The organism is Sessilibacter corallicola (assembly GCF_021290925.1).
GTDB lineage: Bacteria > Pseudomonadota > Gammaproteobacteria > Pseudomonadales > Cellvibrionaceae > Sessilibacter > Sessilibacter corallicola.
Genome location: NZ_JAJSLX010000001.1, coordinates 230,977 through 252,305, shown reverse-complemented (window position 1 = coordinate 252,305; position 21,329 = coordinate 230,977). Strand labels below are relative to the sequence as shown.

Sequence of the window (21,329 nt, the reverse complement as noted above, 5' to 3'; positions counted from 1 at the left end):
ATTGTTTGTCTCGAAACCGGTTGGTCACTATACCGCGAATGCCGTTGCTCGCAGTTATCCGGTAGCTGCTCGGTTACTGTTCTCAACGCACTCATACGCTTGCCAGAGCGTATCAATTGAGGCGTTGGGCTTATGAACGTTTTCACTCATATAACGGCGGAACAGGCGCCCTCCAGGCTGTCCTGAGAACAGACCGAGTACGTGTTTGCTGAGGTGGTGCAGCTTAACACCTTTCGTTAACTGATGTTCGCAATAGCTGACGTATTGCTCAAAAATCTCTTTTCTGGACGGTAAGCTCTGGTTTGATTGGCTCTGGTTTGAGGGGGACTGGCTTGATGGGTAGAAAGTGTTATCAACGTCAACCAAAACATACGGGTTTGAATAGGCTTCACGGCCAACCATCACGCCGTCTGCCCCCGCTTTAATAACGTCGCTGCATTGCGCCGTTGTTGTTAATCCGCCGTTTAGAATGATTTCTAAGTGCGGATACAGCGCTTTCAGGCGATACACCGCGTCGTAATCCAGCGGCGGGATTTCGCGATTTTCCTTTGGACTTAAGCCTTGCAGCCAGGCTTTACGGGCGTGAACAATAAAGGTTTTAGTGCCGGTTTCTGCCAGAGTGCCGACAAAATCCACCAGACTGTTAAAGCCGTCTTGATCATCCACACCAATACGGTGTTTTATGGTGACCGCAATACCGGTGGCATCTTGCATAGCTTTTAAGCAATCGGCCACAGTTTGGGTGTGTTTCATCAACACAGCGCCAATCATGTTGTTTTGAACACGGTCGCTCGGGCAGCCACAATTCAGGTTAACCTCATCGTAACCCCACTGCTCTGCAATTTTTGAACACTCTGCCAATTCGGCGGGATTGCAGCCGCCGAGTTGCAAGGCGATAGGGTGTTCTTCATCGTTGAAATCTAAAAAGCGATTTTTATCGCCGTGAATGATGGCTCCGGTAACCACCATCTCGGTGTACACCCAGGCATTACGGCTGATGATGCGCCACAGGTAACGGCAATGGCGGTCCGACCATTCCATCATAGGGGCAAGACAAAAACGTCTTGCTGGCAACGCCGATGAACGATCGCTAATATTAGTGACTGATTCTGTTCTCAAAATCGATTAATCTTCAGTATTTGGTTTGTTTAACGGTACAGATGAACTCCTATTGTATACCAACTGCCGAGCATTGCGCTGAGATAGAAATAAAACGCAGCCAATTCATTGCTTTTGCCAATCACGCCGCCAGCCGCGAAGCCGCAGAAGCCTTCATCAAAGACATTCGCACGCGCCACCCGCAAGCACGGCACGTATGTTGGGCCTACATTGCCGGGCCGCCGAACACCACCATCCGTTCTATGAGCGACGACGGCGAACCCAGTGGCACCGCCGGGCGTCCTATGCTTGCCGTTTTAGAACACAGCGAATTCAGCGAAATTGTGGTTGCCGTAGTGCGTTACTTTGGCGGAATCAAACTCGGCACTGGCGGCTTGCAGCGCGCCTACAGCGATTCTGTGAGTGCCGTATTAAAAGACTTACCCAAAGCCGAATTTGTTGCGCAAAGCAAAATAAAAATTAACGCCGACTTTTCGAATGAATCCTTAGTGAGAAGGCTTGTTGATAAATACCAAGCAGCCATCGAGAACGTAGAGTATTTAAATCGCGTAAATTTTGAAATTTTAGTGTCTGAAGAAAGTGAAAAAAAATTGCTGGAAGATTTGGTGAATCAAAGTGGGGGTGCAATCACGGTTGTAAACAATGTGTGATGTTAATTGATTTTAAAAGTTAACAGTAATTTTAAAAGTGAATTTATTATTAATTTTTCTGAGTTTAATTATTTCTTGTTGTTAGGCAATTTTTAAAAATTCGCACAGAGGTGTTTGTGCGTTATTTTCTCTTAAATGTTGTTTCCTCTCCTAGCTTTCCCTAAGCAAATTCCCGTAGCTTTTTTATCTTTACGTATTTATTTGTTTTGGTGTATCCACGATGTGCTCCAGTAAGCTTATTTACGCCTGTTTGATTCTTACAGTTTTTACTCCAGAGCAGAAGAGTGGCCGTCGTTGTAGCGGTATGTCATCAAGTTAATACTTTAGTGTTAACAAATAAATGAATTCTAATTAATCGAAAGCAACTAAATTTGCTTGAAAAAATAAAAATAATAATTTTGCGGAACTTTCTAAAAAATTTAACCATTTTCGCCTTGAGCATATATACAAACGCAGTATATCCTTGGCGCAAAATATTGTATGAGACCGTGGTAAGTTAATGTATTTAACATTTCTTAATTAACTCATGCATACCTGCGTACCCAAATTAAAAATCCAGGATAGGACTGATTCATGCGTCACTTTTCGGTAGCCCGTTTGTTTAAGTCAATGGCAATGGCATGTATTGCTTTGACAAGTGCACCACTTATGGCCGTTGACTTCGATCAATCACAATACGACGTTTATATTGGTGATCGAAATGGGGATGGACGAGACGATATTTTACTTGTTGCAAAAGACTCAATTATCCCCATTCATGGGGAAGTGCTCGTTCCCTTAGCTGTTCAGCTTTCTGAAAATTACGCCATCGAATCAGGCCCTGGGTTTTATTACGACCCTGTAACTCTTAGTGATGCCGAAATTGACCTGAGTGGCTTTTCACTAGCCACCAACACCGTTATTTACGATTACAACAACGACGGCCAACTGGATTTGGTGATTGGTCAGCAAGGTACATCACTTGGAAATATTGCCTTACTGGGTGGTGCAGATTCTTCCGAAGATCCTATTTTGGTTGCCAATGTTGATGAATATGACGTGTTAAGTACTCCGCCGAATCCGGGGAGTATTGGAATTGCTGAAAATCATGTTAACGGACATATTTTAAGGAAGTCGGATGCATTAGTACCTATCGCAGGTGAATTTCGCGTAAGTGAAGGGGGAGCCGCAACTTATTCGATTCCCGTGTATGCACCTCCGGGTAGCGCAGGTGTAACTCCTCAGATAACATTAAATTACTCTTCTCAAAGTGGTAATGGTTTATTAGGGCAAGGTTGGGCAATGGGAGGGTTATCCTCTGTAACACGCTGTCGTCAAACTATGGCAACGGACGGACGTGCGACGCCTATTTCTTGGTCTGAGGAAGATAGGTTTTGCTTGGACGGGCAAAGGTTGATCTTGACTTCAGATAGTGAATACGGCGCTGTTGGTGCTACTTATAAAACTGAGGTAGATCAGTTTGCAAAAATTGTTACGATTGGCGGAGTGCTTGGTAACCCTCAATATTTTGAGATGCATGCTAAAGACGGCTCAATTTCAGAATTTGGAAAAATCGCTGATTCCAAATTCGATAATACAATCGAAAATATGACCTATACGTGGGCTCTAAGTAGAATTAGCGATAATGTAGGTAACAAAATTGATTTTAGTTACGAAAAAACTACGACTACTCAGAAAATATCACGCATAGATTATGGAACCAGTGATGTAAATCATTCTTCAATTGTTTTTAAATATGAAGCTAGGCCCGATAACAAGAGCAGTTATGTTGCAGGTTTGAGGCTTGATACTGTTGATCGATTAACAAATATTGAAGTTTCCGCAAATAATAATCTATTGAGAAATTACCAATTTACATACGATCACATTAATACAGATTATTCTCGAATTGTTAAATTGGAAGAGTGTTCTGATATAGAAAAATCTAATTGCAGAGGTTCTACAAACTTTGACTGGCAGTATCCGTTGACTGGGTTGTCGTCTGTTCGAGAAAAATTATTTGAGCTAGAGGATACTCGTTTACTGGATTTCCGTCCTATTGATATTAATGGCGATGGGTATTTGGACCTTGCATATCTAAGGTTAACCGGTGGGTTAAGTACTCATGTTTTTTCCTATGTTTTATCAAATGGAGACGGGTTTTCGCCTGATGATATTGTACGGGTAGTGGATTTCCCTAACAGTGTAATCAATGGTGACACTGTTAAAATGGAGGTACTTGATTACAATGCCGATGGCCGTACTGATGTAATGATATATAACAGTGGGGTTGAATATAGTCAGCGTTGGTCATTATACCTCTCTGAGCCAATAGGGAACGGGCGATGGGAGTTGCGCAAAAAAAATATAACGTTCCCGTTCGGTTCAGAATATGTAACTTTTGGAGATTTCACTTCCGATGGTCTAGCGGATGCTGCAGTAGGTTTATCTATTTTTCCTTTGGTGAAAGGTCCAGATTCAGAAAAATCGACCTCTACATATTATCGTTTTAGCTCGACACCATTGCCTGCTCTAAATGGGGATTCACTATTTCCAGAAGTAGAAATTGATGATGGTGGTGGCGCTGGTTCCTTCTATGAAGAAGAACTGAATGAGAGGTTGGAACCGGTTCCAGGTGGAGTTGCAGATTTCAATGGTGATGGTCGGATCGATTTTCTGCTAAAGCTTGAACAAGACATTGAAGGAAATTTTCAGTCGCAATCTCAAGATGACGAGTACACAACTCACGATTATACAACCTATTACGTTGTAGCTGTGCAAGATGAATATGGGAATCTTAATGAATTCCCAGGTTTCAAGATTAGAGTTCTAGACCAAGTTACAGATGATAATGAATATCGCTCATTTCGGTCAGCTGATATTAATGGTGACGGAAATTCTGATCTAATTTATCTCAATGCTTTGAGTGATCTTCGAGGGAAATGGTTTGCATTAATAAGTGATGGTACTAAATTTGGTTCTCCTATTGAGTTGGTAGACTTTTCTACACTTCCCGGGAATCCCGAGCGAGAAAATGACCGCGATGCAAAACTCGTAGATTTGAATAATGACGGTTATTTGGATTTTATTTGGCATGATCATACGGCTAGACGTTTGAAGGTTAAATATTGGCAGCCCACAGAAAATCAGTTTGATATAGATGAATCACTCGTCCCTGTATATGACGCAAACCTTACTGATCTTGATTATGTATATTCTCCTGACGATATTGAAGGTTACAGAGGGAATACTAGCCCTTCTGGAGTACTGACTACTACAGGTAATATTGATGATAGTTATACTTTTGTGGACGTTAATGGATCTGGAACAGTAGACTTAATTTGGCATGATGTAAGTGCTTCTGAGGTGAAGATAAATAAAAATCGCCAGCGCGGTACAACAAACCATGTTGTTGATAAAATAACTGATGGTCTTGGCGCTATTACTTCCATTGAATATGCAAGTATGGCAAATACTGATCACTATCAAAGTATAGAAGTTGACCTAGGTTCTTCCACTCGAGAAGTGGAAATGTGTTTTGATACAGGTTTTGATGATGAGTATGAAGAATATTGTTACACCCGAACCGTAACAACTTTTGATTCTGAAGATTACTATTCGGCGTTAAATAATCCTTTTGTTGGTCTTGCTAATGTGCTCGGTACCACTAATACATATCCTGTATTAGAAATGAATATGGGCGTATTGTTGGTTACTAATGTCTCTAGTAGCTCGCCGACCCGAACCAATCCGAATGCATTAGCTACAATTTCTTATCATTATGAGGAAGCAAAAATTCAAGCAGCAGGTCGTGGGTTTTTAGGATTTAAACGGCTTGGGACATTAGATCTGCAAACAGGAATTCAGTCTGCAACAACATATCGACAAGATTTTCCTTTCATAGGCACACCGTTAAAAACAGAAACTTTATACGCTGATCGATTGATTAGTTCTGCTGAAAATTTCTGGGATACAAAAACGCTAGATTTTTCAGGCAGAAAAGTCTATCAACCCTTTATCCAATCGTCGATTGAGAAAGGTTTTAAGGTTACTAGTTCTGACAGCTTGTTCACTGTGAGCACTGATTTGTTAAAACAAGTTGACACGATAAATGTATATGACGATTACGGTAATCAGCTCTATTCTAAGGTGACTACAGCGGCAAATGGAGAAACATATACGCTCGAAACTTTTAACGATTATGGTGCTGAAATTCAATCAAAAGAATGGGGGCGTTTGAGAGAAACTACCGCTAAACACACGCGTTCTGACTCCGTGGGTGGTCCTGTAAGCCGCACATCAAAGTTCGATTATTATGGTTTTGGCTGCGCAGATGTATCTGGTATGAGTGGATTGTTATGTAGTGAAACTGTTAATGCATTATCTGATTTTGCTTTAACAACTACTTATGAATACGACCAGTATGGAAACAAAATAAATTCAATCAGTAATGGTAATGGCGTCGTAGAAAATAGAACGTCAAGTAGTACTTACGGTTCACACGGACGTTATATGGATCGAGCAGTTAACCATTATGGACAGATTAATCAGGATGTTTCCGCGTGGGATGATTATGGTCAGCCACTGGAGGTTAAAGATGTATTAGGTGTTTCATCTCAATTTAAGTACTCCCCAATGGGTGAGCAGTATCTTCAATATAATCAGTCGGGTATTTATTCTGTTACCTATAGAAGTGACCCATCTTCTGATCCTGAATCTGAATGCCCTAATGCCGCTTATCAAGTAAATACAATAGAACCAGATAATTCTTACAGTTATGAGTGTTTTGATATCGTTGGTCGTAGCATATTAAAAGCTACTCGCCTTCTTAATGGGGAAATGAGTTTAGTTGCTTCTAGTTACGACACACTAGGACGAATGGTTCAGCAATCCGAACCGTATAAAGCAGAAAGCCCGGCAATCTATTGGACTACATACACCTATGATGTATTAGGTAATGTCGTTAAGCTAGACCAGCCGAATTATGATAATAATGAAAGAATTATCCGAACCAGTTACAGTGGTTTTGATAAAACAGAAATCAATCCTCTAAATCAATCAAGAACCGAAACTACGAATCCTTTGGGTGAGTTGGCAAAGGTTGTAGATCATAATAGTACCCAGGTTGAGTACATATACAGTGCAATCGGTGATTTAAGTTATACAAAAACGACAGCCGGATCGGTAACTCATACTATAGCTATGGAATTTGATAGCTATGGACATAAAACACAATTAACTGATCCTGACAAAGGTGTTTGGAAGTACTCTTACAATTCATTCAACGAATTAACACAACAAACAAATGGGAATGGTCAAAAGCGTGATTTGGAGTACGATCAGTTAGGTCGTGTAATTCGACGATTAGAGCCCGATGGAACTACAGAATGGGTCTACAACAACACTAATGTAGGTAATAGCCGAGGGAAAATTGAATACGAAGTGCTATTTGATAGTAGTGGCAATCTGAAATATCAAATGGATTATGTCTATGATAATTTTGGTCGCGTGATTGAGACAATTACCACCATTGACGGTGAAGAATTTTCTCAGCGCACAACTTACGATGAATACAGTCGAAAATATCAAAGTTTTGATGCAGCTGAAACTCTAAATACGATGCAATATGAGTATAAAAATGGTCATATTTACACAATTAGAGACGCCGCAAATGATGAGCTGTACTATCAGGCAAATGGCATGGATTCTCGTGGTAATATTTCGGAATATGTTCAAGGAGCGGTAACTACTCAACGTAATTACGATGCAGCAACAGGGTTTTTAGTGACTGTTAATTCCCATGTTGCAGGAGTTTTTGGAACTCAAGATCTTAAGTTTACTTGGGATGCTCTCTCTAATTTGAAATCCAGAATAGAGCAAAGCGGCAGTAAGGATTTAACTGAAAGCTTCAATTACGATTCATTAAATCGTTTGTCATCATCACAAGTGGAGGGAGAAGACCTTCAATCTTATAGCTACGATGCCTTTGGGAATATGACTTTCAAGACTGGTGTTGGTGATTATAAATACGGTAACGCTTGCACAAACGGTGCGGGACCGCATGCAGTCTGCGAAATCAATAATGGCTCTACTACAGAAACATTTAATTACGATAATAACGGTAATATGGTAACCCATTTTATTAATGGTGCCGCTGACCGACAATTTTTATATTCAAGTTTCGATAAACCTACGCGAATTATCAAAGGGGATCACACAACAGAATTTGAATATGGGACTGGTAGAAGTCGTTATAAACGTATTGACGACGCAAATGGAGAGACAACAACAACTCTCTACGTCGGTTCGGTAGAAATTCTAACTAAACCAGATGGGAATCGTGAGGTTCGAAGATATATCAACGGTACAGTTTTAGTTACCCAAGATTACAATCGCGATGTCAATGGTGAATATCAATTTGCTCGAGCAGTAACACGAAATATCCTTACTGATCACCTGGGTTCAACTGATGTAATTACAGATAGTAATGGGCAAATCGTTCAAGAACAAAGCTTTGACGCATGGGGTTCTCGTCGAAGTATTTTAGATGGCATTAGGTTAGATGATCTTGAACTGACATTATTGTCAACGGACATAAATAACGAATTTACTACGAAAGGCTTTACTGGGCATGAGTCAGTGGACCAAGTAGGTATTATCCATATGAATGGTCGTATTTATGATCCAAGGCTTAGTCGCTTCTTGCAGGCCGACCCGAACATTGATGGTGTAGATACAACTCAAGGTTATAATCGTTACTCATACGTGCATAACAACCCTTTAAACGCAACCGATCCTACAGGATTCTTTTTTGATAAAATATTTGGTGAGCTGAACGAGTTGTTTGGCGATGCCGCGCCATTCTTGAGCATAGCATTGTTCGCAATTGCGCCAGGAATTGCAGCGTGGGCTACACAAAGTATTGGTCATGCATTTGCCTTTGGTTTTGTAACTGGTGGGATTGCTTCTGGAAACTTGAGAGGTGCGTTTATTGGTGGCATCAGTGGAGCTGCATTCCGTGCAATTGGAGGGCAATTCACTGCGAAACAAGGCTTTTTCAAAACTGGTGGAGCTGGTCATATTGCGGCTCATGCAGCAACTGGTGGTGTGCTTGAAGAGCTTAAAGGTGGTAAGTTTGGACATGGGTTTGTAAGTGCAGGTATCGTTAAATTCACTGCTCCTTACGTGAGTGGTATTGATGCTATTGAAGTTGGCGGAACGAGCATTGCTGAAGCTGTGACAGCTGCGGCAATTGGTGGGACCGTTTCAGAAATTACGGGAGGTAAATTTGCTAATGGAGCGACTACAGCGTTCTTTCAGAATGTATTTAATGCTCAAGCAAATGATGAACGTTCAGAAAATGACGATGATAGAGGTTGGTTTTTTCAACTTAAAGTTAAATTTTTAAATAAAGGGTTTGTTCGAGTTGATGATAATCTTGATTTGGATTTAGGGTATGATCATGGCTTTGCAGAGGTAACAACAGACGCTGAAGTATCACTGAAAGATGATCATTCTAAAGTCGGTGATACCAACGAGACATGTAAGTTTGTAATATGTTTAGGATCTAAAGGTGAAGGAATTTGGTTGGGTGTACGGATTAAGTGGAAAATTTTTGAACTTAAAATTGGTGGCAAAGACCCCTTAGATGCAAATAATGGTATTCTGGGGCCTGACCTAAATGGCTCGCGTCGTGAGCAAATAATTGATGAGGCATCTAGAGGAAGATGAGAAAGAGAACATTTTGGCTGGTTCTATTCTTAGTTGGGTCGGTGCTAGTCATCTCTCTGACTAGTTACTTATCAATTAAAGAACGGGGGAAAAACGTACAAAAATTTATTGCCCAATCTATTCCAGAAATCTCTGATAATTGGAGTTACAATACTTTTATCTTGTATGTTGACACTGATTTGCAAGCCGATAGTCTGATAGAGAGTAAACTCTCCGCGTATTCAAAATTAGGAAAGCTCGTTAAGTGCCCTTATTCAATTGATAATCAGATGGAACTTTCTTTCTTTAAAAAAGATACAGCCTATATTTCAATTGAGTGTGAGTTTGAATATGGGGCAGCGTCTATTCGTGCTGATCTTATTATCAGTGACAATGATATAAAGTTTTCCGATATTGAAATAATTAGTGATATTTTTTACTAAATATTAAAAAAGAGTTTTTAAAAAATTATATGCTTAGAAAAATAAAAAATATTTCTTTGGAGAGTTTTAAAGGGTATCTATAAATTTGGTTTAGTTGTACTAACCCCAGCCTAATCTGACAGTTATTCGTTTATTAATCGGTGACTGTCAATTTAAACTTGCGTCTCTCCCAATCTTTTAGCCGTCCAATAGGGCGTCCTGTCACAACACATCTTTCCCTGATGTGTTCGTTCATTACGGAAAATATAAAGCACATCCATAAAATAGGCTCTGATTTTCTCGTATGAAATAATCCCAAACCGTGACTAAATATCGTTCTGAACAAGCCTCCATTGACGACACGCCGTTTTACCACTATACGGTTCGCTGTGTACGTCATGCATTTCTTTGCGGTGATGACCATGAAGCCGGTGATAATTTCGATTACCGCAAACAATAATTAGTCTACCGCCCTCGATTTTTATCTTATATATACTATAGATATTTGCGCATACGCGGTGATGAGTAGTCATTGCAACGTAATTTTCATATTGATAAAAGTCCGCTGAAAGCTGGAGTTTGCAAGCGGTGATCGAATATTGGTTGCAGTTGTATAAAGGCAATAAATTAATTCAAAAAATGGATTGCTTCCTGTGCGGAGTGTTTAAGACAGAACTAAAAAAGCAGAAGAAATTATCGAACAATGGCGGGAGCGATTAACGTCTATCAGTTGGTTTATACGCGGCGTTAATGAAACCATTGCTCGAATGGCAAACGAAGAGGACAACTGCAAAGGTCGATTTTGGGGCGGGTATTATAAATTGCTGAACCCTTAATCTTATTTGGTATATTTGGAATGAATCCTGATTTTGCAGGTATGAGATTGGTAGTCAATAAGTAAAGGGAGCTTCTCAAGCATTTCCCTTAATTTTTTAGCATCTTGCTATAATATATCTAAGTGAGCTTTTTACTGATAAAAAATAACGCTCGCCAAAATAACAAGAAGCCATTTAAGGTAGCGGTGAGTAATCAAAAGTTTTCTTTTTTACTGTGGATAGGTTTGTAAAGGAAGGGTGTTAGCCTCTATATTAGTAACTAAAATTTTAGTTCCTTGATCACTAAAAGTGAGTACATTTCCTTCTGGTAATAATCCATCAATCGTAATAAAACCATGTAGAAAAAGATTATTGTTCTTGCAGAAAAGTGGAAAAACTGAGCTGTCATAGTCTACTTTGCTTTTCAATTTTAATTCTGAATCTAGAACCAATATTTGGTTTACTCCTCTAGGGGTCTGCGCTCCTGGAATGTGCTCGATAATATTGACGACAGGATAATCGTTATGATCAATTTTTAAGTTGCAAATATGCGTAATATGTACTAATTTTCGATGTTTATTTAGAATATTTTGTTTTTCTAAACTGTCATAAATTACTTGTCTATCGTTCAGCTTTATCGGTTTAATGCTTGAGGTGCTGTAGCTAGACAAGCATAGAGTTGTGATCCCTAGGTATAGTGCGATAATTTTTTTGGTTATCATTTTTAATATTTCTTAGAAAAAATTTCGTTAATTATATAGGTTAATTTTCTACTGTAGTTGGGGTCGCCAACATTGTACCTTTGTGCAATTGTGTTGGCTGAGACTGGGCGCCATCCTACAATTACACGTTCAACACTGGCTTTGTGGTATTTTAATACATCGTTGGGATGGATTCTTGATATTTTCGATGGGTTACTTATTTTAAGTTCTTCAACTGTAGTTCCAACTTTCTTTGCTATTTTATCAAGATTGTCACCAGGCGTAACGGTATACGTATATTCTAATCTATCAGTTTGACTCTTGACAGATTTGAATTCACTGAGTGCCAATCGGTTTAGTAAATATGCAGTGCCTGCCTTAATGTTAACTTGAGGAGTGTTAATTAAGTGCAAATTTTTTCGCAGGTCATTGTCCATAATTATATTGCTGGCTTCTTCTTGTCGTTGAAGGACTCCGAGACCTTTATCACCTGGATTCCCTATTTGCATAGGGCGAGTTTTCCAAGATGAATTTGTCGGTCCTCCGCTCTCCACCCAAATTATGGCTTTGATCCATTTCCAATCGAGGCTTGGTAAAGTTAATTCAATGTTTTTTGATTTTTTTCCCAAGCGAGAATTAAATTCGGAAACAATAACTTTGATGATTGGGTCATATTCGTGCCATTCTGAAATGGTTGAGCTGCCATTAATAGTGTCTTTCCATTTTTCATATGGAGTTTTTGATCTAATGTCGTCAGAATCTTTTTTAAAAGGAAGGTTGATAATTGCGCCTATTTTGAGGGTTGTTAGTCTTGGGTTTAATTTTTGAATTTCTGCTTGCGCTTGTCTATTTGTGTGGTTTGTGCTGATTTTGCTGTATTCGTTTGCTAAACCCCACAAAGTGTCACCTTGTTTGACTTTATATTTGTACACTGTTAAATCTCTTTTAAGGTTTTTGTTTACAGTTTCTATGATTAATTTATCTCATAACTTACTATAAATTTTTGTTGAAGGCGACATGCGATTTCGAGATTATTTAAATGCTGTGGAAGTTTATGCTAACACTTAAGTTTATTTATTTTTTATTGTAGTGGGAAATGCACTTTGTCTATAGCGTTTTTTTACAGTAATTTTGATGTCCATTGTAAAAATTTGAGAAAATCGATGTTTTGATGAAGAGTGGGTGTTTGTTGTTTTTTGTGTCAAGCTTTAACAGGAATAAGAAATATAAATTACATGAATTGTCTGTTTATAAGAAAAATTGCATAGATAATTGCTTGATGCGGGGGTAAGTTATGATTTCATTCTGTCAGGTGACAAATGCGAGGTGTCTTAGGAGGTGGTGAGATTGTTTATTTCCAAGTTTCTCTGATTATGATTCAAGTATTCCTGCCAAAAAACTATTCTTTGGAGGTTTTAAGATTAACAGATTCTTTTATTGATAAGATAGAAGATGGTATATTTTTTAACGATTTTAAGTTTCTTGTTGGTGGTTCAAATAATCTTGCGGTGATTCTTCAATAATTAATTTTTAGTAACAGAGAAAAATAGTATCGTCATTACTTAAGCGTAGAAACCAAGGCATCAAACCAAAAATTCCCCAACCCTTTCTTCATTCCACTCTATTCCAGACCCAATAGCATTATTGGGAACTGTAAATCCGTTTTCTATTTTTAGTGGATTTAATAAAATAGGATTCCACCAATCAATGTATTCTAACCAATGAGCGGTAGGTGTTGCGCTTAGCAGCTGTGCGCTTATTTCAGGCCACAGGTGGCTTGATACTTGTTTTTGGTGGGAATGTGCCAATGCTGCGGATTCTACCCAACCAGTAACACCGCCAATTTTCATGACATCTAACATAATGTAATCGGAACATTGGTGGTTGAGTGCATGTTGTAAATCGGTGAGTCCCCACCAATTTTCTCCGCACTGAATGGGTGTTTTTATTGCTTGCGCTATTTCTGCGTGGCCTACGTAGTCGTGCGCTCGGGTGGGTTCTTCTATCCAAGTGAGTTGTTCGTTTTCAAGTAATTTCAGGCGTTCTATTGCTTCTGTTGGGGTTAAGCTTTGGTTGTAGTCGATCATCAGTGCGGTTTTGTCACCAACAATATTCCGAATGGCTTGAACTACTGCAAGGTCGTCGTCTGCGGTTGCGTAACCAATTTTGGCTTTCACGCCTGCAAATCCTTGTTCCATCCAATAAGCAGCGGATTTTTCGCAGCCTTTAACGCCATCAAATCCAATACCTCCGTACGCTTTAATGGGTTTTTCGCTCGCGCCTAATAATTGGCTTAACGAACAATGTCGAGTTCGGGCAAGGGCATCCCACAAGGCCATATCTATTGCTGCTATTGTCATTGCCACCAATCCTTGTTTGCCTAGCAGCCGAAATTTTTCGCTCAGTTCCAACTCCAGCGTTTTAGGTGCTAAGGGTTTACCAGCAATTAAAGGTTCCAGTTCTTTGAGGAGTATTGCGGTAGATTTTAAGGCGGCTTTTGTGTAGGTGAAGATTAAGCTGTGGCCGGTAACATTGTCAGACGTGGTTATATCACACAGTACCAATGGTGATTCGGTGATTACTCCGCTGGCGGTTTTATGTGGGTGTTGCAACGGTACGCAAACCGGCCGTACAGTGAGTTTTTCGATAGTGGGCAAATGTGACGAACGCATAATGTTTACCTTATTCTTCTTATTATTAACTAACACAAGAATAATGGCCCATGCGGCTCGGTTAAAAGCTAAAATACTTTTTCTTTTATTGCTAAAGTAAATACCGTTTATTGGTACAAAGATTGATTGAAACTAAATTTAGATTAAAGCTAAAGATAATCAAGCGCTAACCAAAAGATAGATCTTAGGTAGTTGGGAATGCGCGGCAAGCTCGATTAATATCGCCCATCCCAATTGGTCATTGACGGCACTCGGAATAAATAACCTTTAAAGCTCATCACTACGTGATCTTGTGCGACTTGCTCTAAATACAAGTCGCCTTGTAAACGTCGTCCGGGAGTCAGTTTGACGTTATTTAAAATCACAAAACCCTTTGAAACATCCGAAGAATACACGTGGGCGATGTATTGTATGGGCGGAATTTCCGATTGAATTACATCGGGCAACTCGTAAATGCTTGGGAATAACGGTTGTTGGGGTTCTTTTTTTACTGGAATATTTTCTGGTGGTGCCGGTTTGGTTAAATCAACTTCAGTAACGTTATTCGTTTCTAAATTTACCGGTGTGTTACTGGTGGTCTGCTCGGTACGGGTTTCTTTTGCTGTACGATAAAGCTCTGAAATTTTTGATTGTGAAAGAGTATTTGATGATGTTACTTCAGTGCTTTCGCCAATGTCGCTGCTTTCATTAGTTTTTACTGTTTGCAATTCGTTAGAGATAGAAGGTTTTAAATCGGTAGATTGATTGTTTTGCGGCGCGGGTTCTGGAGCATTGCCAACAGATGATGATGGCGCTAAATTTGATGTTGTTTGAATAGAATGTGTTTGAGCAGAAGGTGTGACGTCAGTGTTGGTTGAATTTGAATTTCCAAAAACCAAGTAACCAATTAATCCGATCAATAAAATACTTAAAATAATAACCAACCACCAGGCAGTGGGAAGTTTATTGTTGGTTTGTGCAAATTGAGCGTCGTGGGCCGCGCTGATTGTTGGTACGGCTTGCTGTTGCTGTCGCTCTTGTTCGGATTTTTGCAGAGCGTCGAGTATATAAGACATCAGTTGGTTACCTCATTATTGAGGTTCAAGTTATTTATATTCAACGAAAAGTCGTTATTTAAATAATCGTTAATTTTTAACACAGTTTTTATTCCAACAATACCGTCTGGGTCGAGTCCGGCTTCTTGCTGAAATACAGCCACGCGTTGTTCGAGTGCTTGATTGAATAATGCATCGGTGAGCGGTTCGGGTTGGTTATCAATGGTTGCAAATGAATCTGCAATCCATGTTATAAACGACGAACGATCTCCTCGTTTTGCTAACGATTTAAAACTCTCCGGTGGTTGCCAAAGCACGGTAAATTTACCGGTCCAATATTGGCCCAGTTCGAATTTTGGAATCTGAACTGTGTCATTGTTGGTCAGCACGATTAAATCGTTGTTAGAAACGCCAGAAACCGACAAATACAGTGTTTGATTATTAATTTCTAATTCCAATACAGCAGGGCGATTGTAGCTGGTGAAATCACTCCAACTGTTGGATTCAGAACTTAAGCAATCTACTCCGTAAAAAACCAATCGATCACACGCAGGATTTAAATTGCCTGAAAAAATATCCAACTCTTGTTGCAGTCGGTTAATGGCATCATCAATTTGTGTGGTGCCCATGGCCGTTAATTCTGCTGGCGAAATTACGCTGTTAATTAGCGATAAATCATCCGGTTTAACTTCGAAAGTTGGTGGCGGCAACGAATGATTACGCTGAATAACACCGGCATTTTCTTGCGGATTGGCAATAACAATGGCTGGCGGTGGTTCTTGTTTGAATTTACCAACACCAATCCAAATTAGCATGATCGCAATAATTACCGCTAATGCAGCTGAAATCATCAGTGGCGCTTTGGTCCCGGGAGCCGCAATGGCTTTTTTGCCCGACGATTCCATGACTGCGGCGTAAGCCACGTCTTTATCCACCCTAAGCAGGTTATTGGTGTAAGCCCCCAGCAAGGCGCGATCACAGGCAACGTTAATGAGTCTGGGAATGCCTTTGCAGTGGTTGTAAATTACTTTGATGGCAGCTTGATTAAACAGGGTTTGATTGGCGCTCATGCCTGCAATCATCAGGCGGTGGCGAATGTACGCTTTGGTTTCTGCCGCAGACAGCGGCTCGATGTGAAAGCGAGCCGTAATGCGTTGCGCTAATTGCCGCAGCTCATCTTTGGCCAAGATGTCGTTCAATTCTGGCTGGCCGATAAAAATAATTTGCAGCAGTTTCTTTTCATCGGTTTCTAGATTGGTGAGTAACCGAATCTGTTCCATCACTTTAAAGCCTAAATGCTGAGCTTCATCGATGATTAATACGGTGTTGCGACCCTTGGCGTGATTTTCCAGCAGAAAACTGTGTAAGCGATCGGATAGCTCTTTCAGGCTGGTGGTATCTTTTACGTTATCAACTTTCAGTTCATCGCAAATACTGGCGAGCAATTCAGTCGAATCCAAGTACGGATTAAGAATGTAGGCGATGTCGGTACTTTTAGGCAGTTGTTTCAATAAACAACGGCTTATGGTGGTTTTACCGGTTCCCACTTCACCGGTAAGCAAAACGAAACCACCGCCGTGACTCACGCCGTAAATAAGATGCGCCAACGCCTCTTTATGGCGGCGGCTCATAAAAAGATAACGTGGGTTAGGCGCAATAGAAAAAGGAGCTTCTTTGAGACCGAAATGCTGATGATACATAGGGTGGATTTGTGATCGCTTGGTGGCCTTAACAGACGGATTATCCGTAATGATAAACCAGCCGTTGGTTTTCTGGTATGTCTATTCGATGGATTAACCGGGGAATGGTTTCGAATGATTTTGTGAATGGTTCAATCACACCTGTTCAAAATTGGACTCTATCGACATTCCTCGGGCAGACCGGTTAACATTTTTAGCGATGTTATTTGGATCTCAGGTAAATATTACTTACACTTGCTAGAAGTTTAAGTGAACGAGAGTACGAGGGCGCTGTGGGCGACGTTGTTGCGTTTAAAAGGCCGAAAGCCTCAGAAAAACACAAAGGCAAAACCTTGTGTCGCAGTGGTTTTCACCGCTGGAAAATAGTGACTGAACGTAAGTTTGATGTGAAGCAGGGGCGTTTGGTGACGGTATCGCGCTGTGAGCGCTGTGGCATCGAGAAGGTTGAGCGACTATAACAAGTCTGAACCTTCTACGACGAATTATATATTAATGCTAGAGTCTGCCGATAAGTGCGCAGACTCTAGTTTGCCAAGCTTAATTCCATTGAAACCCGGTTTTATCTAGGGGTTTCCCATCTAATAGGGCTTGATTGCCTTCCATGGTTAATCGATGTTCAGCAAACCATTGCACGGTTTGTGGGAAAATCTGATGTTCAAACTTCAATACTTTTGCGGCTAATGTGTCCGCGGTTTCTTGATCATCAATTGCCACTTTTGCTTGAACAATAACTGGCCCACCATCTAACTCGGCGGTTACAAAGTGAACACTGGCGCCGTGGTGGCTATCGCCGGCATCAATAGCCCGTTGGTGGGTGTGTAATCCCTGATATTTAGGCAGCAAAGATGGGTGAATGTTGATCATTCGCCCTAGGTAATGATTGGTGAATTCTTCCGTCAGAATTCTCATGAATCCAGCCAACACAACCAGCTGCGGCTTGTGCTGATCGATGGTCGCCATCAGCTTGCGATCAAACGCTTCTCGCGAAGAAAATTCTTTGTGGTTGATAACGTGTGTTGGAATGGACGCATTAGCGGCACGTTCTAATCCTTTCACATCCGCTTTGTTGCTGATAACGGCTGAGATTTGAATAGGAAGTTGTCCGCTTTGCATGCCATCAATGATGGCTTGCAAGTTACTGCCGCTGCCGGATATCAAAACCACAACGGACATAAGATTGGTCGAATTCATTATTGATGTTTAGCTTACAAATGGTGGATGGGCTAGTCGTTAATGACGACAGCGTCTTCGTGTGCTTCGCGCGTTGCAATTTCGCCGATAACACGGGCTGATTCGCCGGCGTTGGTCAGAATTTCTAGAGCTTGGTCGCTCACTGCTTTATCCACCACAATAATCATACCGATACCGCAGTTGAAGGTTCGGTACATTTCTGTTTGTTCAATGTTGCCAGCGTTTTGCAGCCATTGGAAAACACTGGGAATCTGCCAGGAATTACCGTCGATAACCGCTTGAGTGTTTTCAGGAAGGATTCTTGGAATGTTCTCCCAAAAACCGCCGCCGGTAATGTGCGACAGCGCGTTTACCTCAACCGATTTGAACAGCTCCAGTAACGGTTTGACGTAAATACGCGTAGGTTCGAGCAATTTATCGGCAAGAGTTGCGTCGTCCATAGGCTGGGTTAAATCCGCGTTGGATACTTCAATCACCTTGCGAATTAACGAATAACCGTTGGAATGCGGCCCGCTTGATTCCAAGCCAATCAAAACATCGCCTGCTTTGACCTTGGAGCCATCGATGATTTTGGCCTTTTCGACCACGCCGACACAGAAACCGGCCAGATCGTAATCTTCGCCTTCATACATGCCAGGCATTTCTGCGGTTTCGCCACCCACCAGGGCACAACCAGAGAGCTCACAGCCTGCGCCAATGCCGGTTACTACATCAGCTGCAACGTCGACATTGAGTTTGCCAGTGGCGTAATAATCCAAGAAGAAGAGGGGCTCAGCGCCAGCGACGATGAGATCGTTTACACACATAGCCACCAAATCAATGCCGATGGTGTTGTGCTTGTTTAAATCCATTGCCAAGCGGAGCTTGGTGCCGACGCCGTCGGTACCCGAGACAAGTACGGGCTTTTGGTAACCTTCGGGGATTTCACACAAAGCGCCGAAACCGCCTAAACCACCCAGTACTTCTTTGCGTTGGGTTTTTTTAGTAACGGTTTTGATTCGTTCAACCAGGGCGTTGCCGGCGTCGATATCAACACCTGCGTCTTTGTAGCTTAAAGATGGTTTAGAAGAGTCGGTCATGGCGCTTAGCTGTAATCTCAATGAATAAAAGAAAGAGCCAATGCAAAAGCATTGACGTCTAAAAGCCGCGCATTCTACCAGTTTGTGACAAAAAACGGAGAGAATTCTTATTTCTGTACAAAATTCAATAAAAACTGGAGAAATCGATTTGAATGACTGTCATTAGTAACGAAATTGACAAATTCCGCTGGGTGTGACCTTCATTTTATCGAAGCGCTAGTGTAGTGTTGCCGCTTCTTTTTGGTCAGCACTTTAGTGGTTGTTGAAAAAAGAAACAGATCGTATAAAAACTTGCGAGACTTCAATAGTTTATGAAAATGCTTTTACAGCCGGTTAGATGTGTTGCCCTCTGCGTGATCATGCTGTGCAGCGGCTTGGCTCAGGCTGTTGTCGTCGACGATTTATTTGTTGCTACTGCCGCGGTTGAAAATCGCAGCGGCGAAGCTCGTGATGCCGGTGTTGCGCTCGCATTGCAAGACGTTATTGTCAGAGTCAGCGGCAGTGAGGAATATCTGCAGCGACCAGAAATTCAACGGGCTCTCAAAAATAGTAATGTCTATTTGCAAGAATACCAGTACGTTACCGGTGAAAACGACGAAACCTTGTTGAGTGCGCGCTTTTCTCAATCGGCGATAGAGCGCATGTTTGCCTCAGCGGTCATTCCGGTGTGGCCTGAAAACCGTCCTCGGGTTTTTGTGGCGTTGGTTTCCCGAAGTTTCCCCGAAGGTGTTCAATTGGTCTTGAACACCCCGTCAGATACCGATAATTCGGTACATTCCTTAGCGTATTCCGCCATTATTGAATCTGCCGATAACCGTGCTATTCCAATCACAACCCCGTTATTAGATTTAGAAGATCAACTGTCAATGGACGCCGACGGTCTCTGGGGTTTGCAAGAAAACGCCATTGATGCCGCAGCTGCTCGATATTCACCGGACGCAATCTTGATTGGTAAGCTCAGTCAAACGTCTTCGGGCCGTTGGTTGATTGGCTGGTGGTTCCGTCACAATGCTCAATTCGATATTTTTGAGAGCGATTCCGCTGATCTGAATACCGCCTTAGATCAGGGTTTGGCAACCACCGCTAAGTTCTTAGCGAAAACTTACGCGATAACCTCGTCGTCACAGACTTCTGGCCTTAACGTGCGCCTATCGGGAATTGAAGAATTTTTAGACTACTACCGCGCGGTGGATTACTTAAGTCAGTTAGCTGTGGTCGAATCTGCTCAGGTAACTCGTATCAATGGTTTGGACATTGATTTAACCCTGGTGTTAAATGGCGAGCTTTCTGCTTTTGAAGACACTTTGGCGCTCGATAAAAAAATGGAGCGAGTGCAAGTGTTGGGAACTCCAGGCGATCAATTTGGTGGCAGCACAAGCCCGCTGCCGCTGCGTTGGCTTGGGCAACAACCATGATACAAAATAGTTTTTATCCTATGGCATAGAGCGTGTGCGACTTGGTGATATGACTGATTTTTTAAGCGTTTCTAACCACCAACTGGCTCTTGATGTGAAGCTTGAGGATGAGCCGACCTTTGCGAATTATTACCTCGCTGAATCGTCTGCGAATCTGCAAGCAGTTTCGCAATTGGTGGATTTCATTCAGGGAGGAATGTCGGAACCTGTCGTGTTCTTGTGGGGCAGTGCCAGTGTTGGTATTACCCATTTGCTGAAAGCCAGTTGCCAATTGGCCACGGCTTTGGGATTGAAGGCGCGATACATTCCTTTGGCTGAGATGCAGTCACAAGCGCCGGAATCACTTTTTGATCTCTGTTCCGAACTCGATATTTGCTGTATCGACGATCTTGATGTTATCGCCGGTAAGCGCGAGTGGGAGCAAGTAGTTTTCCACGTCTACAACCGCTTACGCGATGGCGGCAAACAAATGATTCTTGCCGCGCATACCTCACCCAGTTTGTTGGATTTGTGTCTGCCAGATTTAAAGAGTCGCCTAGCGTATGGGGTGACCTACCACATTAAACCGCTAACCGACGAAGAAAAGGTGTATGCCTTACAGTTGCACGCTGAGCAATTGGGGTTACAACTGAATGAGGAGACCGCTTGGTTTGTGGTAAATCGTGTGAGTCGCGATTTAAACGCCTTGTTTGTTGCGCTCAATCGGTTGGATCACGCCTCGCTTGCCCAGCAGCGCAAGCTGACCATTCCATTCGTTAAACAAGTCTTAGAGCTGTAGGGCCTCTTTTTTTACAACTTAATCTGTAGGTTGTAATTGCTAGGCCCCAGTGCTTCTCTGATGG

16 protein-coding genes are annotated in these 21,329 nt (G+C 41.6%); 8 read left to right on the top strand and 8 right to left on the bottom strand.

Going from position 1 to position 21,329, the window contains the following annotated elements:
• Nucleotides 1-54 precede the first annotated feature (54 nt).
• Nucleotides 55-1,119, bottom strand: a complete 1,065-nt coding sequence (gene dusA / locus LU361_RS01010) for a tRNA dihydrouridine(20/20a) synthase DusA (protein ID WP_286206419.1) — start codon at nt 1,117-1,119, stop codon at nt 55-57.
• 41 nt (nt 1,120-1,160) lie between these two features.
• Between dusA and LU361_RS01005 the strand changes: the two genes are divergently transcribed.
• The 4 genes from LU361_RS01005 (at nt 1,161) to LU361_RS00990 (ending at nt 10,340) form a co-directional block, all read left to right on the top strand.
• Nucleotides 1,161-1,769, top strand: coding sequence for a YigZ family protein (locus LU361_RS01005; RefSeq protein WP_233086450.1), 609 nt, complete (start codon nt 1,161-1,163; stop codon nt 1,767-1,769).
• Between the two features lie 573 nt (nt 1,770-2,342).
• Nucleotides 2,343-9,479, top strand: coding sequence for an RHS repeat-associated core domain-containing protein (locus tag LU361_RS01000; RefSeq protein WP_233086449.1), 7,137 nt, complete (start codon nt 2,343-2,345; stop codon nt 9,477-9,479).
• Nucleotides 9,476-9,901: a hypothetical protein gene (locus LU361_RS00995; RefSeq protein ID WP_233086448.1), complete on the top strand. Its 426-nt coding sequence runs from the start codon at nt 9,476-9,478 to the stop codon at nt 9,899-9,901. Before LU361_RS01000 ends, LU361_RS00995 begins: the two co-directional genes overlap by 4 nt.
• Nucleotides 9,902-10,202: 301 nt before the next feature.
• On the top strand, nt 10,203-10,340 hold the full coding sequence (locus tag LU361_RS00990) for a hypothetical protein (RefSeq protein ID WP_233086447.1): 138 nt from the start codon (nt 10,203-10,205) through the stop codon (nt 10,338-10,340).
• 585 nt (nt 10,341-10,925) lie between these two features.
• On the opposite strand, the gene LU361_RS00985 is transcribed toward LU361_RS00990, so the two are convergent.
• Both LU361_RS00985 and LU361_RS20270 read right to left on the bottom strand, forming a co-directional pair.
• Nucleotides 10,926-11,417, bottom strand: coding sequence for a hypothetical protein (locus LU361_RS00985; RefSeq protein WP_233086446.1), 492 nt, complete (start codon nt 11,415-11,417; stop codon nt 10,926-10,928).
• Between the two features lie 2 nt (nt 11,418-11,419).
• Entirely contained in the window at nt 11,420-12,328 is a 909-nt protein-coding gene (locus tag LU361_RS20270; protein WP_233086445.1) for a LysM peptidoglycan-binding domain-containing protein, read from the bottom strand.
• 387 nt (nt 12,329-12,715) lie between these two features.
• Between LU361_RS20270 and LU361_RS00975 the strand changes: the two genes are divergently transcribed.
• The gene (locus LU361_RS00975) at nt 12,716-12,919 is read left to right on the top strand and encodes a hypothetical protein (RefSeq protein ID WP_233086444.1); all 204 of its coding nucleotides are present in this window, start codon (nt 12,716-12,718) and stop codon (nt 12,917-12,919) included.
• A 60-nt stretch (nt 12,920-12,979) separates the two neighbouring features.
• Here the strand turns inward: LU361_RS00975 and LU361_RS00970 are convergent, their stop codons facing one another.
• The 3 genes from LU361_RS00970 to LU361_RS00960 all read right to left on the bottom strand — a co-directional run bounded on the left by LU361_RS00970 (nt 12,980) and on the right by LU361_RS00960 (nt 16,733).
• Nucleotides 12,980-14,068 carry an enolase C-terminal domain-like protein gene (locus LU361_RS00970; RefSeq protein ID WP_233086443.1) on the bottom strand — a complete coding sequence of 363 codons (1,089 nt, stop codon included), beginning with the start codon at nt 14,066-14,068 and terminating at the stop codon, nt 12,980-12,982.
• Nucleotides 14,069-14,283: 215 nt separating this feature from the next.
• Nucleotides 14,284-15,123, bottom strand: coding sequence for a general secretion pathway protein GspB (locus tag LU361_RS00965; RefSeq protein ID WP_233086442.1), 840 nt, complete (start codon nt 15,121-15,123; stop codon nt 14,284-14,286).
• Entirely contained in the window at nt 15,123-16,733 is a 1,611-nt protein-coding gene (locus LU361_RS00960) for an ExeA family protein (protein ID WP_233086441.1), read from the bottom strand. The genes LU361_RS00965 and LU361_RS00960 overlap by 1 nt, the downstream gene beginning before the upstream one ends.
• A 341-nt stretch (nt 16,734-17,074) precedes the next feature.
• Here LU361_RS00960 and LU361_RS00955 point away from each other — a divergent pair, with 341 nt between their 5' ends.
• Complete coding sequence (locus LU361_RS00955; RefSeq protein ID WP_233086440.1) at nt 17,075-17,260, top strand: hypothetical protein; 186 nt, start codon at nt 17,075-17,077, stop codon at nt 17,258-17,260.
• 79 nt (nt 17,261-17,339) lie between these two features.
• Here the strand turns inward: LU361_RS00955 and purN are convergent, their stop codons facing one another.
• Both purN and purM read right to left on the bottom strand, forming a co-directional pair.
• Nucleotides 17,340-17,993, bottom strand: a complete 654-nt coding sequence (gene purN / locus LU361_RS00950) for a phosphoribosylglycinamide formyltransferase (RefSeq protein WP_233086439.1) — start codon at nt 17,991-17,993, stop codon at nt 17,340-17,342.
• 32 nt (nt 17,994-18,025) lie between these two features.
• Nucleotides 18,026-19,072, bottom strand: a complete 1,047-nt coding sequence (gene purM / locus LU361_RS00945; protein WP_233086438.1) for a phosphoribosylformylglycinamidine cyclo-ligase — start codon at nt 19,070-19,072, stop codon at nt 18,026-18,028.
• 311 nt (nt 19,073-19,383) lie between these two features.
• On the opposite strand from purM, the gene LU361_RS00940 reads away from it, so the two are divergent.
• Together LU361_RS00940 and hda are read left to right on the top strand one after the other, a co-directional pair.
• On the top strand, nt 19,384-20,487 hold the full coding sequence (locus LU361_RS00940) for a DUF2066 domain-containing protein (protein ID WP_233086437.1): 1,104 nt from the start codon (nt 19,384-19,386) through the stop codon (nt 20,485-20,487).
• A gap of 49 nt (nt 20,488-20,536) precedes the next feature.
• The gene (gene hda / locus LU361_RS00935) at nt 20,537-21,265 is read left to right on the top strand and encodes a DnaA regulatory inactivator Hda (protein WP_233086436.1); all 729 of its coding nucleotides are present in this window, start codon (nt 20,537-20,539) and stop codon (nt 21,263-21,265) included.
• The last annotated feature ends 64 nt before the right edge of the window (nt 21,266-21,329 follow it).

What these genes read in the sequence shown, in the direction of transcription:
- LU361_RS00985 (WP_233086446.1), bottom strand. Translation starts at nt 11,417, where the DNA reads ATGATAACCAAAAAAATTATCGCACTATACCTAGGGATCACAACTCTA.
- LU361_RS00995 (WP_233086448.1), top strand. Translation starts at nt 9,476, where the DNA reads ATGAGAAAGAGAACATTTTGGCTGGTTCTATTCTTAGTTGGGTCGGTG.
- purN (WP_233086439.1), bottom strand. Translation starts at nt 17,993, where the DNA reads ATGAATTCGACCAATCTTATGTCCGTTGTGGTTTTGATATCCGGCAGC.
- hda (WP_233086436.1), top strand. Translation starts at nt 20,537, where the DNA reads ATGACTGATTTTTTAAGCGTTTCTAACCACCAACTGGCTCTTGATGTG.
- purM (WP_233086438.1), bottom strand. Translation starts at nt 19,072, where the DNA reads ATGACCGACTCTTCTAAACCATCTTTAAGCTACAAAGACGCAGGTGTT.
- LU361_RS00965 (WP_233086442.1), bottom strand. Translation starts at nt 15,123, where the DNA reads ATGTCTTATATACTCGACGCTCTGCAAAAATCCGAACAAGAGCGACAG.
- LU361_RS01000 (WP_233086449.1), top strand. Translation starts at nt 2,343, where the DNA reads ATGCGTCACTTTTCGGTAGCCCGTTTGTTTAAGTCAATGGCAATGGCA.
- LU361_RS00960 (WP_233086441.1), bottom strand. Translation starts at nt 16,733, where the DNA reads ATGAGCCGCCGCCATAAAGAGGCGTTGGCGCATCTTATTTACGGCGTG.
- LU361_RS01005 (WP_233086450.1), top strand. Translation starts at nt 1,161, where the DNA reads ATGAACTCCTATTGTATACCAACTGCCGAGCATTGCGCTGAGATAGAA.
- LU361_RS00975 (WP_233086444.1), top strand. Translation starts at nt 12,716, where the DNA reads ATGCGAGGTGTCTTAGGAGGTGGTGAGATTGTTTATTTCCAAGTTTCT.
- LU361_RS00940 (WP_233086437.1), top strand. Translation starts at nt 19,384, where the DNA reads ATGAAAATGCTTTTACAGCCGGTTAGATGTGTTGCCCTCTGCGTGATC.
- LU361_RS00970 (WP_233086443.1), bottom strand. Translation starts at nt 14,068, where the DNA reads ATGCGTTCGTCACATTTGCCCACTATCGAAAAACTCACTGTACGGCCG.